Source organism: Inquilinus sp. NPDC058860, assembly GCF_042743185.1.
Taxonomy (GTDB): Bacteria; Pseudomonadota; Alphaproteobacteria; order DSM-16000; family Inquilinaceae; genus Inquilinus.
The window spans coordinates 1-15871 of record NZ_JBHYMS010000074.1 but is presented as its reverse complement, the minus strand read 5'-3'; the positions used below and the strand labels follow the sequence as shown (position 1 = coordinate 15871).

General features: G+C 68.3%; 14 protein-coding genes. 9 read left to right on the top strand and 5 right to left on the bottom strand.

Going from position 1 to position 15871, the window contains the following annotated elements; all coding sequences use genetic code 11:
* Nucleotides 1-65: 65 nt before the first annotated feature.
* The 3 genes from ACFW16_RS32290 to ACFW16_RS32280 all read right to left on the bottom strand — a co-directional run bounded on the left by ACFW16_RS32290 (nt 66) and on the right by ACFW16_RS32280 (nt 4690).
* On the bottom strand, nt 66-725 hold the full coding sequence (locus tag ACFW16_RS32290) for a TetR/AcrR family transcriptional regulator (RefSeq protein WP_380313120.1): 660 nt from the start codon (nt 723-725) through the stop codon (nt 66-68).
* A 125-nt stretch (nt 726-850) separates the two neighbouring features.
* The gene (locus tag ACFW16_RS32285) at nt 851-3001 is read right to left on the bottom strand and encodes a calcium-binding protein (protein WP_380313118.1); all 2151 of its coding nucleotides are present in this window, start codon (nt 2999-3001) and stop codon (nt 851-853) included.
* 825 nt (nt 3002-3826) lie between these two features.
* A complete protein-coding gene (locus ACFW16_RS32280; RefSeq protein ID WP_380313115.1) occupies nt 3827-4690 on the bottom strand; it encodes an NAD(P)-dependent oxidoreductase in 864 nt (287 codons plus the stop codon).
* A 94-nt stretch (nt 4691-4784) separates the two neighbouring features.
* Here ACFW16_RS32280 and rdgB point away from each other — a divergent pair, with 94 nt between their 5' ends.
* The 4 genes from rdgB (at nt 4785) to ACFW16_RS32260 (ending at nt 8372) form a co-directional block, all read left to right on the top strand.
* Complete coding sequence (rdgB, locus tag ACFW16_RS32275) at nt 4785-5417, top strand: RdgB/HAM1 family non-canonical purine NTP pyrophosphatase (RefSeq protein ID WP_380313113.1); 633 nt, start codon at nt 4785-4787, stop codon at nt 5415-5417.
* Nucleotides 5414-6568, top strand: coding sequence for a radical SAM family heme chaperone HemW (gene hemW, locus ACFW16_RS32270; RefSeq protein WP_380313111.1), 1155 nt, complete (start codon nt 5414-5416; stop codon nt 6566-6568). The genes rdgB and hemW overlap by 4 nt, the downstream gene beginning before the upstream one ends.
* 105 nt (nt 6569-6673) lie before the next feature.
* Nucleotides 6674-7318, top strand: coding sequence for a DUF4433 domain-containing protein (locus ACFW16_RS32265; protein WP_380313109.1), 645 nt, complete (start codon nt 6674-6676; stop codon nt 7316-7318).
* Between the two features lie 16 nt (nt 7319-7334).
* Nucleotides 7335-8372: a macro domain-containing protein gene (locus ACFW16_RS32260; RefSeq protein WP_380313107.1), complete on the top strand. Its 1038-nt coding sequence runs from the start codon at nt 7335-7337 to the stop codon at nt 8370-8372.
* Nucleotides 8373-8439: 67 nt separating this feature from the next.
* Here the strand turns inward: ACFW16_RS32260 and ACFW16_RS32255 are convergent, their stop codons facing one another.
* Nucleotides 8440-9087 carry a dihydrofolate reductase family protein gene (locus tag ACFW16_RS32255; RefSeq protein WP_380313105.1) on the bottom strand — a complete coding sequence of 216 codons (648 nt, stop codon included), beginning with the start codon at nt 9085-9087 and terminating at the stop codon, nt 8440-8442.
* Between the two features lie 131 nt (nt 9088-9218).
* Between ACFW16_RS32255 and ACFW16_RS32250 the strand changes: the two genes are divergently transcribed.
* The 5 genes from ACFW16_RS32250 (at nt 9219) to ACFW16_RS32230 (ending at nt 14778) form a co-directional block, all read left to right on the top strand.
* On the top strand, nt 9219-9584 hold the full coding sequence (locus ACFW16_RS32250; RefSeq protein ID WP_380313103.1) for a VOC family protein: 366 nt from the start codon (nt 9219-9221) through the stop codon (nt 9582-9584).
* 76 nt (nt 9585-9660) lie between these two features.
* Nucleotides 9661-12435, top strand: a complete 2775-nt coding sequence (gene polA / locus ACFW16_RS32245) for a DNA polymerase I (protein WP_380313101.1) — start codon at nt 9661-9663, stop codon at nt 12433-12435.
* Nucleotides 12436-12447: 12 nt separating this feature from the next.
* Complete coding sequence (locus ACFW16_RS32240) at nt 12448-13269, top strand: SDR family oxidoreductase (protein WP_380313099.1); 822 nt, start codon at nt 12448-12450, stop codon at nt 13267-13269.
* Between the two features lie 3 nt (nt 13270-13272).
* Nucleotides 13273-14103 (top strand): polysaccharide deacetylase family protein, encoded by an 831-nt coding sequence (locus tag ACFW16_RS32235; RefSeq protein ID WP_380313097.1) that lies wholly within the window; start codon nt 13273-13275, stop codon nt 14101-14103.
* Between the two features lie 66 nt (nt 14104-14169).
* Nucleotides 14170-14778, top strand: coding sequence for a LysE family translocator (locus ACFW16_RS32230; protein ID WP_380313095.1), 609 nt, complete (start codon nt 14170-14172; stop codon nt 14776-14778).
* 4 nt (nt 14779-14782) lie between these two features.
* Here the strand turns inward: ACFW16_RS32230 and ACFW16_RS32225 are convergent, their stop codons facing one another.
* Entirely contained in the window at nt 14783-15736 is a 954-nt protein-coding gene (locus tag ACFW16_RS32225) for an ABC transporter ATP-binding protein (RefSeq protein WP_380313092.1), read from the bottom strand.
* Between the last annotated feature and the right edge of the window lie 135 nt (nt 15737-15871).

The window sequence follows — 15871 nt, the reverse complement described above, 5'->3', positions numbered from 1 at the left end:
GATCCTCCCCGCCAGGAGAATAAACCCAGGGCGGAGTTCACGCGAGACGCAGAGTGATCGTGCGATCAGGCGCGCGCTGCAAACGCCAGCACTTCACCCGGCGAGCGGACGGTGGCGCCGAGATAGCCGGTCACCAATGCCACGAGCTCTCTCTTCAGCTCCGGCGTTCTCGGTGTCCCGTTCCGGTTGGCGTTGTAGATCACGCTCTCCACCGCGGAGGACAGCACCTGCACGACGGCCGCGTCGGCTGTACCCTCGGGGCGGCCCCGAAACGCCCGGACGACAGCCTCGCAACGGCTCAGATATTCGGCCTGAAATGCAGCGCGCGCCGCGCGCGACTCGGTGGGAGCCGGCGAGTCGAGCAGGGCCCGGTGCAGCCAGGGATCGATGGTATGGACCGCAACCATGCCCTGGACGAAGTCATCGACGAGATGCCTCAACCCGCTTCTTTCGCTCGCCGATCGCCGCAACTCCTCCAGCGCATGATCGAAGTGCTGCCGCCCGACGGCACCGACCAGCGCGTCCTTGTTCGGGAAGTACTGGTACAGCGTGGCAGTGCCCACCCCCGCCACGTCGATGACCTCGTTGGTCGTGAACCCGAACCAACCCCGGGCGCTCAGCACGGCGGCCCCCGCCTGGACGATCGCTTCGATCGTGGCACGAGAGCGGGCCTGGCGCGGCACCCGCCGAACGTTTGCCGGCAGCCTGGCATCATGAGTGGACATGCTCTCGCCTCCCGAGAAGGCACCAGGCAGGCCGTGCAGAGATAAGCGAGCGAGGGAGTGGGCCCCTCGCTCGCTCGTGCCGGTCCGATCGAACTGCTTCGTCCGGACCGGGACGCGTCTGCCGGCTAGAGCACGAAGTCGCCGGCGGTCAGGGTGACCACGCCGATGAGGCGGATCTGCGCATCGGCCGAGCCGTCGCCATTGGCATCGATATAGATCTGGGTGTCGGTGGTCCCGGCCTCGAAGCGGACCTCGCCGGCGGCGCCGCTGAACGCCGCCGTGCCGATGAAGCTGCCCGAGCCCCCGGTGATGCCCGACACGTCGATCTTGTCGGCGTCGCTTTGCGAGAAGTCGTTGATCCGGTCCGGATCGCCGGCCACGGTGTCGGCCGCGGCGGCGAAGACGAAGGTGTCCGCGCCGTCTTCGCCCACCAGGATATCGACGCCGGCCCCGCCGTCGATCCGGTCGTCGCCGTGATAGCCGATCAGGTAGTTCGAGCCGGCGTCACCGGTCAGCACATCGTTGAAGCGGCTGCCGTGGAGGTGCTCGATGCTGCGGTAGATGTCGCCCGCGGCGTCCCCGGTGTTGGCGGACGGGTCGGCCAGGCTCGCCGTCACGCCGGCCGAGGCGTTGTCGTAGGAGGCGGTGTCGAAGCCGTCGCCGCCGTCCAGGGTGTCGGCCCCGGCGCCGCCGATCAGCGTATCGCCGCTGGCGCCGCCGCTGAGCGTGTCGACGCCGTCGAGGCCGGACAGGCGGTTGGCGTAGCGGTCGCCGGTCAGCGTGTCGTCGAAGGCGGTGCCGCGCAGGCTCTCGATGCTGGTCAGGGTGTCGCCGGCGGCGTCGCCGCCGCTGGCGGTGCCGGCCGCCAGGTCGATCGTCACCGCGGCGCCGGAGTCGATGTAGTCCGCCATGTCCACGCCGCCGCCGCCGTTCAGGCGGTCCGCGCCGCCCTTGCCGGACAGGCCGTCATCGCCATTGTTGCCGACCAGGGTGTTGGCGCCGGCATTGCCGCCCAGATAGTCGTCGAAGGCCGATCCCCCGAGATTTTCGATGGAGGTGAAGGTGTCGCCCTCGGCGTCGCCGCCGGTGGCCGTCCCGTCGGCCAGGATCACCGCCACGCGGGCCGTCGACGTGCTGTAGCCCGCCGTGTCGAGGCCGACACCGCCGGACAGCCTGTCGGCACCGGCACCACCGGTGAGATAATCATTGCCGGCGTCGCCGGTCAGGGTGTCGGTTCCGGCCTCGCCGAACACGGTGTCATTCCCGTTATGACCCCGAACCTGGTCGTCGCCGTCTCGCCCATAGAGAGTGTCGTTGCCGCCATTGCCGTACAGCACATTGGCGACGGCGCTCCCGATGAGGGTGTCGGCGTAGTTGCTGCCGTTGATGTTCTCGATGCTGGTCAGGGTGTCGCCGGCAGCGTGGCCCCCGGCGCCCCGGCCGGTGGTAAGATTGACGGTGACGCCGGCCGTCGCGGTGCCATAGGCCGCGAAATCGGCGCCGTCGCCGCCGTTCAGGATGTCCGCCCCGAGACCGCCGCGCAGCCAGTCATTGCCGTCGCCGCCGCGGAGATCATCCGCGCCGCCCTCGGCAAGAATGGTGTTGTTGCCCGCGTTGCCGATCAGAATGTCGTTGTAATTGGACCCGAGGATATTCTCGATGCCCGAGTAGGTATCGCCGGCCGCAAAGCCCCTGGCCCCCGCGCCGGAGGTGAGATTGACCGTCACCGCGGCAGTGGAATCATGGTAGTAGACGTAATCGAGGCCGGCGGCGCCGGTGAGGACATCGGCACCGGCCCCTCCAGTCAGGCGATCGTCGCCGTTCCCGCCATTGAGACGGTCGGCGCCGTTACCCCCGCTCAGGCTATCGTTGCCATCCAAACCGGACAGCGTATCATTCCCGTCCGCGCCGGCGATGCCATTTGCCCCGGCATTGCCGGTCAGCGTGTCGTTGAAGTTGCCGCCCCTGAGATTCTCGATCCCGGTCAGCACGTCGCCCGCGGCCCCGCCGCCGGTGGCTCCGGTTGTCAGGTTGACGCTGATCCCTGAGGTCAGAGAGCCCTGTGCAAGCCAGTCGGCGGTATCGATGCCGGTGCCGCCGTTGAACCGATCGGAACCCGCGGCGCCGGTGAGCACATCGTTTCCGTCACCGCCGTTCAAGATGTCATTGCCGTTGCCCCCATGCAGCCGGTCATCGCCGCCGAGGCCGTTGAGTGTGTCGGCTGCGTCAGTGCCGGTGAGCGTGTTCGCGCCTGCATTGCCGTTGATGACCGCCATGAGTCCCCTCCTGAAATCTGGTTGGCCCGCCGCCTTCGGGCCGCGCGCATGGCGGAAAACAGCGCCGCCTCGGCATCGGCCGAGCACATCGGAGAATGCTCTTGCCTTCTTTCCTATTAAAGAGAAGGCACGAGTCGCACTATGAGTACATCAAAAACGAAAAGAATCTTCAATAGTTCTTTTTCATATTTGTCTGATGTTAAAATAACGATTTGGAACTGGTGAGTACAGATCTTCTCTATCAACTCCTGCAGACTCTGCGCTGTTTGAGATATTCGGAGATGCGTGGCATTGATATAAAATATTATGCATCTTATTAAGATGACATGTTCTTTTCCCTTGGGATTCCGATGGATTCGCTTTGCCTTTTCGCTGTGGCGGCAGCCCAACAGGTCGAGCGTCAGCCACGCCCGATGGTGGAGCGGGACTCAAATCCAGTGCGGAGAAGACGGGCGCGTTCGCCAGATGGAAGAAGCCGCGGATGGGACGTCAGCTCCAGCGACGGGAACCGTCCGATGATCCCGCGGAAATCCGCGACCGGATGCTTCGGGGAGTTGGCGGGGACGGCGCTTCGTGCATTTCGTCGTCTCACCCGACACCGTGGGGACGCATTGGGCCCTGTTGGTTGCCTCTCCCGCTTGCGGGAGAGGTCGGGCTCGCGCAGCGAGACCGGGTGAGGGCGGCTCGACCGCGACACCAGGATCAGCGTTTCAGGGCGAGGCGGAACGTGCGTTCGCTCGTGACAAAGCGGTGCTTTCTAGGAGGCCGCTATCCCCTCACCGGGGAAAGACGGGGCGGCGCCGTCGAACCGCCCGTCGGCCCGTCTCAGTCCTCCAGCGCCAGCAGCAGGCTCGACGTATCGACCCGGCCGCCGGCCTTGGCCTGGACCGCGGCGTAGAACTGGTCGACCAGCGCCGTCACCGGCAGCCGGGCGCCGTTGTGCCTGGCCTCCTGGAAGCAGATGCCGAGGTCCTTGCGCATCCAGTCGATGGCGAAGCCGAAGTCGAACTTGTTCTGCAGCATGGTGCGGCCGCGGTTTTCCATCTGCCAGCTCTGCGCCGCGCCCTTGGAGATGACGTCGAGCACCAGGTTGCCGTCGAGCCCGGCCTTCTGGGCGAAGTTCAGCCCTTCGGCCAGGGCCTGGACCAGCCCGGCGATGCAGATCTGGTTGACCATCTTGGTCAGCTGGCCGGCGCCGGCCGGGCCCATCAGGGTGCAGGCCCGGGCGTAGCTGTCGATCACCGGCTTGGCGATGGCGAAGACCTCCTCGCGCCCGCCGCACATCACCGTCAGCACGCCGTTCTCCGCCCCGGCCTGGCCGCCCGAGACCGGGGCGTCGATGAAGCCGAAGCCGAGCCTGTCGGCCTCGGCCTCCAGCTCGCGGGCGATGTCGGCCGAGGCCGTGGTGTGGTCGACCAGGATGGCGCTGCCGGACATGCCGGCGAAGGCGCCGTCCGGCCCCTTGACCACGGAACGGATGTCGTCGTCGTTGCCGACGCACATGAACACGATGGCGGCGTCCTTCGCCGCCTCGGCCGGGGTCGGCGCCCATCGGCCGCCGTGCCGCTCCGCCCAGGCCTCGGCCTTCTCCGCGGTGCGGTTGAAGACGGTGACCTCGTGCCCCGCCTTGACCAGATGCCCCGCCATCGGCGCGCCCATGACGCCCATGCCCAGGAATGCGACCTTCATCGTCCTCGCCCCTACCGCCATGCGTTGGAGACGACACAGTGCACCAACCGCCGCCTTTGATTCCAGCCTCCGGCGCGCGTATCTGATGCCCATCATGACGAACGCCGCCTCCCCCGCCCGCCGCTTCGCCGGCGACCATCTGGTCATCGCCAGCCACAACAAGGGCAAGATCCCCGAGATCGCCGCCCTGCTGGAAGGCCGCGTGCCGCGCCTGACCTCGGCCGCCGAGCACGGCGTGCCGGAGCCGGAGGAGACCGGCGACAGCTTCATCGCCAATGCCGAGCTGAAGGCCCGCTTCGTCGCCGCGGCCACCAGCCTGCCGTCGCTGGCCGACGACAGCGGCGTCGCCGTCAGCGGCCTGGGCGGCGATCCCGGCATCTATTCCGCCCGCTGGGCCGAGAAACCCGACGGCAGCGGCCGCGACTTCGCCTATGCCATGGAGCAGGTGCGGCTGAGGCTGGGCGACAACCCGGACCGCGGCGCCCGCTTCGTCTGCGCCCTGTCGCTGTGCTGGCCGGACGGCCATTGCGAGACGGTCGAGGGCGAGATCCGCGGCCGGCTGGTCTGGCCGGCGCGCGGGACCAAGGGCTTCGGCTACGACCCGATCTTCGTGCCGGACGGCCACGACCGCACCTTCGGCGAGATGGAAGCGGCCGAGAAGCACGCCATGAGCCACCGCGCCGACGCCTTCGCCAAGCTGGTGGCGCGCTGCTTCGAGGGCGGATGACCGCCCCCGGCTTCGCCCTCTACGTCCATTGGCCGTTCTGCCGGTCGAAATGCCCCTATTGCGACTTCAACTCGCATGTCCGGGAGCAGGTGGAGCATGAGCGCTGGCGCCGGGCGCTGGTGGCGGAGCTGGACCATTTCGCCGACCTGACGCCAGGCCGGACCCTGACCTCGATCTTCTTCGGCGGCGGCACCCCGTCGCTGATGCAGCCGGCCACGGCGGCGGCGGTGATCGACCGCGCGGCCGAGCGCTGGGGGCTGGCGCCCGACGTCGAGATCACGCTGGAGGCGAACCCGACCTCGGTCGAATCCCACCTCTTCGCCGGCTTCCGCGCCGCCGGGGTGAACCGGGTGTCGCTGGGCGTGCAGGCGCTGGACGAGGCGTCGCTGCGCTTCCTCGGCCGCAACCATTCGGCCGAGGAGGCGCTGGACGCCGTCGGCCTGGCCGCCCGGCATTTCGACCGCTTCTCCTTCGACCTGATCTACGCCCGGCCGGGCCAGACCGTGGCCGGCTGGACGGCGGAGTTGCGCCGGGCGCTGGACCATGCGGTCGGCCACATCTCGGCCTATCAGCTGACGATCGAGCAGGGCACCCGCTTCCACACCCTCTATTCCCGCGGCGAGCTGGTGCTGCCGGACGAGGACACCCAGGCCGCCCTTTACGAGGCCACGGCCGAGGTGCTGGGCGCCGCCGGCCTGCCCGGCTACGAGATCTCGAACCACGCCCGGCCGGGCGAGGAATCGCGGCACAACCTGACCTATTGGCGCTATGGCGACTATGTCGGCGTCGGCCCGGGCGCGCATGGAAGGCTGACGCTGAACGACGGCAAATGGGGCACCCGCACCCACCGGGCGCCGGAGGTGTGGCTGGAGCGGGTCGAGGCCGCCGGCCATGCCGAGCATGCGCGCGAGGCGGTGCCGCCCGAGAGCCGGCGCGACGAGATGCTGATGATGGGGCTGCGCCTGGCCGAGGGCGTGCCGAAGGCGCGCATCGCCGACGAATCCGGCCTGCCCTTCGATCGGGCGATCGACCGGCGCCGGCTGGACCGGCTGGTCGCCGGCGGCTTCCTGGCCGAGGACGGGGCGCACCTGACCGCCACCCCCGCTGGCCGCCAGCGCCTGGATGCGGTGCTGGCGGCGCTGCTGGGGTGAGAGCAGATATAAGGAGTGGATCGCCGGATTCTCTACGGTCCGCCGCCGTGGTATCGATGACCCTTCAGATGTTCATTGAGCAGTGGGAGCAGAGACGAACCGACGATGCCCGTTCCTGCCCGTCCTAAGATCTATCATATCGTCCACATCGACCGGCTGGCGTCGATCGTGGCTGATGGTTGCCTGTGGTCGGATGCAGTGATTGTTGCGCGGCAGGACTCTGGAACAACGATTGGCATGGGAAGCATCAAGGAGCGGCGGCTGACGCTACCCATCCCGTGTCATGAGGGTACTTTTGTAGGTCAATACGTTCCGTTCTATTTTTGTTCTAGATCTATCATGCTGTATGTGATTCACTGCGCCAACCATCCGGAGTTGGCCTACCGAGGCGGACAGCAGCCTATCATTCACCTTGAAGCCGACCTCTATCGAACAATCGAGTGGGCCAATGCTAATGGACGATGCTGGGCGTTTTCTCTTTCAAATGCCGGCGCCTATTATACTCAGTTTCGTGGCAAAATAGGCCAGTTGGAAGAGATAAACTGGTCTGCGGTCGCATCAACCGACTTCAGGCCTGCTGACATCAAAGAAGGAAAACAGGCGGAGTTCCTGATTGAGGGCTGCTTCCCATGGGAGCTTGTCGAGCGGATCGGTGTATTTTCTGGGGATTATGTATTGCGAGTCACAAACGCAATGCAGGGAGTTGCCCATCGGCCGCAACTCGAGATCAAGCGAGCTTGGTACTATTGATGCAGGAGTTCCGGCGATGATCAGATATACGGCAGGCGACATCCTGGCGGCTGACACCGAGGCACTCGTCAACACGGTGAACTGTGTCGGCATCATGGGCCGCGGCATCGCGTTGCAATTCAAGAACGCTTTCCCGAAAAATTTCGAGGCTTATAAGGCTGCCTGCGACCGTGAAGAGGTCCAGCCTGGGCGCATGTTCGTGTTCGAGACCCACGGCCTTACGAACCCAAAATACATCATCAACTTCCCGACCAAGCGGCATTGGCGCGGTAAGAGCCGGATCGAAGATATTGAGACGGGCTTGCAGGCCCTCGTCCAAGAAATCCGGACCCGGCATATTCGGTCAATCGCCATTCCGCCACTCGGGAGCGGGCTCGGTGGCCTGGACTGGTCCGACGTGCGCCCAAAAATCGATGCCGCCCTCCGCGATCAGAACGACCTCGACGTGGCCATCTACGAGCCCAAAGGCGCGCCTGAGATCATCGCGCGATCCAGCGACGTCCCTGCGATGACACCGGGCCGGGCCGCCCTAGTCGTCCTAATGCATCGCTATCTCGGCGGCCTGATGGACCCGTTCGTCACGTTGCTTGAGGTCCACAAGCTTTTGTATTTCATGCAGGAGGCTGGCCAGCCACTTCGATTGAAATATGCAAAGGCGCTCTACGGCCCCTATGCGGAGAATCTTCGGCACGTCCTGCATGCTGTCGAAGGACATCTTTTGTCAGGCTACGCCGATGGTGGCGACGCGCCAAATAAGCAACTTGAACTCGTCCCCGGCGCTGTCAGCGACGCTGAAACTTTCTTGAAAGATGATACAGCAACCCGTGACCGCTTCGACCGCGTCGCCAACCTTGTCGAAGGTTTCGAAACACCTTTCGGATTGGAATTGCTGGCAACGGTTCACTGGGTTGCCAGCCGGGAAAATGCGAGCACGACCAACGAGGCGATGGCTCGCACTTACGCTTGGAATGACCGCAAAAGGCGCTTCTCGTCGCGCCAAATCGCCCTCGCGTTCGATGTGCTGCAATCGAAAGGCTGGCTGAAGGCCGCGTAGTTGCGCCACCCCGGCCGGCCGCCAGCGCCTGGACGCGGTGCTGGCGGCGCTGCTGGGGTGAGACGCCTCAGCCCTGTTTCGTCACCGTGACATGGGTGGCGTGCGGGCTGCAGACGCGCTCGCCGACGCCATAGCCCAGGGCCAGCAGGTCGATCCCGGCGAACAGGCTCTCCCCGCTCCCCAGCAGGATGGGCGACAGGGCCAGGTGCATCTCGTCGATCAGCCCCCGGCGCAGATACTGCTGGATCGTGGAGACGCCGCCGCCGACCCGCACATCCTTGCCGTCCGCGGCGTCGCGCGCCTGGCGCAGCGCCGAGTCGATGCCGTCGGTGACGAAATGGAAGGTGGTGCCGCCCTCCATCTCGATCGGGGGGCGGGCGTGGTGGGTCAGGACGAAGACCGGCACGTGATAGGGCGGGTTGTCGCCCCACCAGCCCTTCCAGCTGTGGTCCGGCCAGGGGCCGCGCACCGGCCCGAACATGTTCCGGCCGAGGATCCAGGCCCCGATGTTCTCGAAGCTGCGGGCGGCGAAGTCCTCGTCGATGCCGGTCTCCCCGCCCTCCTTCCCGGTCATGGCCCGGAAAGTGGGGGTGGGGATGAACCACCGATGCAGGTCCTCGCCGCCCTTGCCGAGCGGGTTCTCGAGGCTCTGCTCCGGCCCCGCGCCGTAGCCGTCCAGAGAGATGGAGAAGGCGCGGACAACGAGCTTGGACATGGTGGCGTTCCTCCAGATGAGGTTGCTTTCCGATTTCATATGACAACCAGTTATATAATGCAATCAGTTTTGTTGCCTCACTGTAACCCAGGGATTATCCTGCCCGTCGAACTCACCGGGGAGGCAGCGTCATGGCGTCGGTCCGGTACATCGTCCACGACGTCGACCAGGCGGTCGCGTTCTATAGGGACAGCCTGGGATTCCAGTTGCAGCAGCAGTTCGGGCCGAACATGGCGATCCTGCTGCGGGACGGCCTGACCCTGTGGGTCGCCGGCCCCGGCGCCTCGGCCAGCCGGCCGATGCCGGACGGCCGCAAGCCGGAGCCCGGCGGCTGGAACCGATTCGTGCTGCAGGTCGACGACCTCGAGGCCCTGGTCGCCGATCTGCGCGGGCGCGGCGTCCGGTTCCGCAACGACATCGTCACCGGCCCCGGCGGCCAGCAGATCCTGTGCGAGGACCCGTCCGGCAACGTGGTCGAGCTGTTCCAGCCGGCCTGAGCACGAGCGCCGACCGGGTGGACACCCGCCCTCCGGCGCGGCATGGTCGCGCTCTGTTCCGCCCGGAGGCCACGCCATGTCGACCACGCCGAAGACCTATTACCTGATCGACGGCTCGGGCTACATCTTCCGCGCCTTCCACGCGCTGCCGATGATGATGCGCAAGTCGGACGGGCTGCCGGTGAATGCCGTCTACGGCTTCACCAACATGCTGATCCGCCTGCTGGCCGATCTCGACGCCGACCATCTGGCGGTGATCTACGACAAGTCGGAACGCAGCTTCCGCAAGGAGATCTACCCCGCCTACAAGGCCCAGCGGCCGGACCCGCCGGAGGAGCTGGTGCCGCAGTTCCCGCTGATCCGCGCCACCAGCGAGGCCTTCAACCTGCCGGGCGTCGAGGTCGAGGGCTTCGAGGCCGACGACATCATCGCCACCTATGCCCGCATGGCGCGGGAGGAAGGGTCGCGCGTCGTCATCGTCTCCTCCGACAAGGACATGATGCAGCTGGTCGGCGACGGCGTGACCATGCTGGACCCGATCAAGAACAAGCCGATCGACGCGACCGAGGTGATGGAGAAGTTCGGCGTGATGCCGGACCGGGTGATCGACGTGCAGGCCCTGGCCGGCGACAGCGTCGACAACGTGCCGGGCGTGCCCGGCATCGGCATCAAGACCGCGGCCCAGCTGATCACCGAATATGGCGATCTGGACTCGCTCTTGGCCCGGGCCGGCGAGATCAAGCAGCCGAAGCGCCGCGAATCCCTGATCCAGTACGCCGAGCAGGCGCGGATCAGCCGCGATCTGGTGAAGCTGCGCAGCGACGCGCCGGTGCCGTTCGGGCTGGAGGGCATCGTGGTGCGGCCGCCGAACCGCCAGCAGCTGGTCCGCTTCCTGGAGGAGATGGAGTTCCGCTCGACCATCACCCGGGTCGAGGCCTCGTTCGAGAAGCTGGGCACCACCGGCGACGGCGAGCCGGACCTGGCCGCCCCGGGCAAGCCGGAGGCGATCGCCCAGGATTACCAGCTGGTGCAGGACGCCGCGGCGCTGCAGCGCTGGGCCGACGCGGCGGTCGAGGCCGGGGTGCTGGCGATCGACACCGAGACCAACTCGCTGGACGCCGAGGCGGCGATGCTGTGCGGCATCTCCCTGGCCGTGGCGCCGGGCAAGGCCTGCTACATCCCGATCGCCCATGTCGGCGACGACGGCGACGGGCTGGCGCTGGGCGGCGATGCGTTGGTGCAGCTCACCCTGGCCGAGATCCGCCGCATCCTCGGGCCGGTGCTGGTCGACCCGTCGGTGCTGAAGGTCGGGCACAACCTGAAATACGACGCCCATGTGCTGGGCCGGCCCGATGTCGGCCTGCCGATCACGCCGTGGGACGACACCATGCTGATCTCCTATGTGCTCGACGGCGGGGCGCATGGCCACGGCATGGACGAGCTGTCGGAGCTGCACCTGCAGCACCGCACCATCCCCTATGCCTCGGTCTGCGGCACCGGCAAGAACGCCATCACCTTCGACAAGGTGCCGCTGGACAAGGCGCTGGCCTATGCCGCCGAGGACGCCGACGTCACGCTGCGCCTGCACATGCTGTTGAAGCCGCGGCTGGTGGGCGAGCGGATGACGACGGTCTACGAGACCATCGAGCGGCCGCTGGTCGGCGTCATCTCCGACATGGAGATGGCGGGGATCAAGGTCGACCGCGTCGCGCTGGCCCGGCTGTCGCTGGAATTCGCCGAGCGCATGGCGGCGCTGGAATCGGAGATCCACCTGTCGGCCCAGGGGCCGTTCAACGTCGGCAGCCCGAAGCAGCTGGGCGAGGTGCTGTTCGAGCGCCTGGGCATCCCCGGCGGCAAGAAGAGCAGCAAGACCGGCGCCTACTCGACCGATTCGAGCGTGCTGGAGATGCTGGCGGCGCAGGGCCACGGCATCGCCACGCAGATCCTGGAATGGCGCCAGCTGGCCAAGCTGAAGGGCACCTACACCGACGCGCTGCAGGCCCAGATCAACGAGAAGACCGGGCGGGTCCACACCTCGTTCTCGCTGGCCGCGACCAACACCGGGCGGCTGTCCTCGAACGAGCCGAACCTGCAGAACATCCCGATCCGCACCGAGGAGGGGCGCAAGATCCGCTACGCCTTCGTGGCGGAGCCGGGGCACAAGCTGGTCTCGGTCGACTACAGCCAGATCGAGCTGCGGCTGGTGGCGCAGATCGCCGACGTAGCCCTGCTGAAGCAGGCCTTCCTCGACGGCACCGACATCCACGCCATGACCGCGAGCCAGGTGTTCAACGTGCCGCTGGCGGAGATGACGCCGGAGACGCGGCGCAAGGCCAAGGCGATCAATTTCGGCATCATCTACGGCATCTCGGGCTTCGGGCTGGCGGCGCAGCTGGGCATCCCGCAGGGCGAGGCCACCGCCTTCATCAGGGCGTATCTCGACCGGTTGCCGGAGCTGAAGGCCTGGATGGACGAGACCAAGCGGACGGCGCGCGAGCGCGGCTGGGTCGAGACCCTGTTCGGCCGCAAATGCCACGTGCCCGGGATCAAGGACCCGAACCCAGCCCGCCGCGCCTTCGCCGAACGCCAGGCGATCAACGCGCCGATCCAGGGCACCGCGGCCGACATCATCAAGCGCGCCATGGGACGGCTGCCGCATGCGCTGGCGGCGGAGGGGCTGAAGGCCCGGATGCTGCTGCAGGTGCATGACGAGCTGCTGTTCGAGGCGCCGGAGGACGAGGCGCAGCGCACCGCCGAGGTGGCGCAGCAGGTGATGCAGGCGGCCGCGACGCTCGAGGTGCCGCTGATCGCCGAGGCCGGCATAGGGCACAGCTGGGCCGAGGCTCATTAAGGAACGCGACCTATGGCCGAGACCATCGACTTCGCCGGCAAGGCGGTGTTCGTCGCCGGCGGCACCAGCGGCATCAACCTCGGCATCGCGCTGGGCTTCGCCCGGGCCGGGGCGCGGGTGGCGGTGATGAGCCGCAGCGCCGAGAAGGTCGAGGCCGCGGTGGCGCGGCTGCGCGAGGCCGGGGCCGAGGCCATGGGCACGGCCGCCGACGTGCGCGACTACGCCGCCACCGAGGCGGCGCTGAAGGCGGCGCACGACGCCTGGGGCGACCTCGACGTGCTGGTGTCGGGCGCGGCGGGGAACTTCCCGGCCCCGGCGCTGGGCATGTCGGCGAACGGCTTCAAGTCGGTGGTCGACATCGACCTGCTGGGCAGCTTCCACGTGCTGCGCGCCGCCCATGCCTTCCTGCGCAAGCCGGGGGCGTCGGTGATCAACATCTCCGCCCCGCAGGCCGAGGCGCCGATGGCGATGCAGGCCCATGTCTGCGCCGCCAAGGCGGGCGTCGACATGCTGACCCGGGTGCTGGCGATGGAGTGGGGCCGCGACGGCATCCGCATCAACTCCGTCATCCCCGGCCCGATCGACGAGACCGAGGGCATGGCCCGGCTGGCGCCGACGCCGCAGGCCCGCGCCCTGGTCCAGCGCAGCGTGCCCCTGGGTCGGATGGGCGTGGCCGAGGACGTCGCCGCCGCCTGCCGCCTCCTCTCCTCCCCCCTCGCCGGCTTCATCACCGGCGCGGTGCTGCCGGTGGACGGCGGCTGGTCCCTGGGCGGCGCCGCGGCCTCGATGGGCGTGATCGCCGAGCAGGCGATGGCCGCGAAGGCGAAGGGGTAAGCCGTGCGGTCGGCGATCGCCGCGATCCTCCTCCTGGTCCTGTCGGCGAGGGCCGAGGCCGCCGAGGTCGCGATCACGCTGGACGACCTGCCCTATGCGGTGCCGGCGCGGGTCGGCCCCGAGCAAGGGCTGGACATCGTCGAGCGCATCAACCGCACCCTCGCGGCCTATGACGTCACGGCGATGGGCTTCGCGATCGGCGAGAAGCTGGTGCCGGAGGCGCTGCCCGCCCTGCAGGCCTTCGCCGAGGCCGGGCACACGGTCGCCAACCACACATGGTCGCATCCGGACTACGACAAGATCACGGCCGCCGCGTTCGGCAGCGAGGTGGAGCGGGCGGACACGGCCCTGGCGCCCTGGATGACCGGCGGGAAGTTCTTCCGCTTTCCGTTCCTGCATTCCGGCGCGACGGCGGAGAAGCGGGCCGCGGCCGCCGAAATCCTGGCGGCGCTGGGCTATCGCGACGTGCCGGTGTCGATCGACGACGACGATTTCCAGTACAACAGCGACTACATGGCCGCCCTGGCGGCGGGCGACGCCGAGGCGGCGCGGCGGATCGCGGCCGGGTACCTGGCGCATATGAAGGCCCAGACCGCGCATTTCCGGGCGATGGCGCGGGAGCGGCTGGGCCGGGACGTGAAGCACATCCTGCTGCTGCACATGAACCGGATCAACGCCGACCATCTGGGCGAGCTGCTGGCCTGGTACCGGGCCGAGGGCTGGACCTTCATCACGGCGCAGGAGGCGCTGACCGACCCCGTCTACGGCATGGAGAGCCGCTATGACGGGCCGAAGGGCCTGTCGCAGATCGAGCGCGTGACGTGGACGCCGTAGCATCGCAGAACACCCTTCACTGACGCCCCCGGCCGTGGGACGGTGGCGGTTCGGAGGAGACCGCCCATGACCATCGAGATCTATCTCGCCTACATCGCCGCCTGCATCCTGGTCGCGATCATCCCGGGGCCGTCGGTGACGCTGATCGTCGCCAACAGCCTGACCCACGGCACCCGTGCCGGCCTCCTCAACATCCTCGGCGGCCAGATCGGGTTGGTCCTGATGCTCGGCGTGCTGGTCGTCGGCCTGGCCGCGGTGGTGGAGGCGATGGGCCACTGGTTCGACTGGCTTCGTCTGGCCGGGGCCGCATATCTGGTCTGGATCGGCTGGAAGCTGCTGCGCGCCCCGGACACGCTGGCCGAGCCCGTGCGCCCGCCGCGCGGCGGCTTCGTGCTGCAGGGCCTGCTGGTGGCGCTGAGCAACCCGAAGATGCTGCTGTTCTTCGGCGCCTTCATTCCCCAGTTCGTGCAGCCCGGCGGCGACCCGTCGAGCCAGGTGCTGCTGCTGGGCGCCACCGCCCTGGTCGTCGCGGCGCTGTCCGACGGCCTGTACGCCCTTCTGACCGGCCGGGCCGGCAGCGCGCTGTCGCGCCGGCATGTACGGCTGGTGTCGCGCACCGGCGGGGTCTGTCTCATCGGAGGCGGCGTCTGGCTCGCCTTCACCCGGGCGCGGTAGCGGCTCACGATCCCTCCCCGGCAATCAAGCAGGCGGCCTGCTGGCCGGCACCGAGGTCGACCGGTGACGGGTCCTCGACGGCACAGCGGTCGAAGGCGAGCGGGCAGCGGGTGCGGAAGCGGCAGCCGGAGGGCGGCCGGCGCGGGCTGGGCGGGTCGCCCTGCAGCAGCATGCGCTGCGCCCCCGGCACCGGGTGCAGCCGCGGCACGGCCGAGAGCAGCGCGCGGGTGTAGGGATGGCCGGGCCGGGACCAGACCCGCCCGGTCGGCCCGCTCTCGACGATGCGGCCGAGATGCATCACCGCCACCCGGTCGGCGACGTGCCGCACCACCGCCAGGTCGTGGCTGATGAAGAGATAGGCGAGGCCGAGCTCGGCCCCCAGCTCGGCCAGCAGGTCGAGCACCTGGGCGCGGACCGAGACATCGAGCGCCGAGACCGGCTCGTCGCAGATCACCAGCCGCGGCCGCGGCGCCAGGGCCCGGGCGATGGCGACGCGCTGGCGCTGGCCGCCGGACAGCTCGTGCGGGTAGCGGTCGGCGAGGGTTCGGCCAAGGCCGACCCGGTCCAGCAGCCAGGCGACGCGGTCGCGCCGCTCCGCCCGCGCCACGCCGGCGACGCGCAGCGGGTCCGCCACCGCCGTCCCGACCGTGTCGCGCGGGTTGAGCGAGGCGGCGGGATCCTGGAACACCAGCTGGATCTGCGCCCGCAGCGGCCCGAGGGCGCGGCCCTGCCGCCGGGTGACGTCCTGCCCGGCGAAGCGGATCGCGCCGGCATCCGGGTCGGCCAGCCGCGCCGCCAGCCGGCCGAGGGTGGACTTGCCGGAGCCGGATTCGCCGACCAGGCCCAGCACCTCGCCCGGCGCGACCGCCAGCGACACGCCGTCGACCGCCTGGACGGCGTCGGGCGCGCGGCCGAAGTGCTTCACGACACGGTCGAGGACGAGGAGGGGTTCGGTCATCGGATAGCCCTCGCCACTCGCCACCGGTCACCCTTCTGAGTCCCCCCTCCCCTCGCGGGAGGGGGGCAGGGGGAGGGGGTTCGTGCCGAATGAGCAGGCGGGCTGGTGGGCTTCATCGGCGCGGCGGTCATGCCC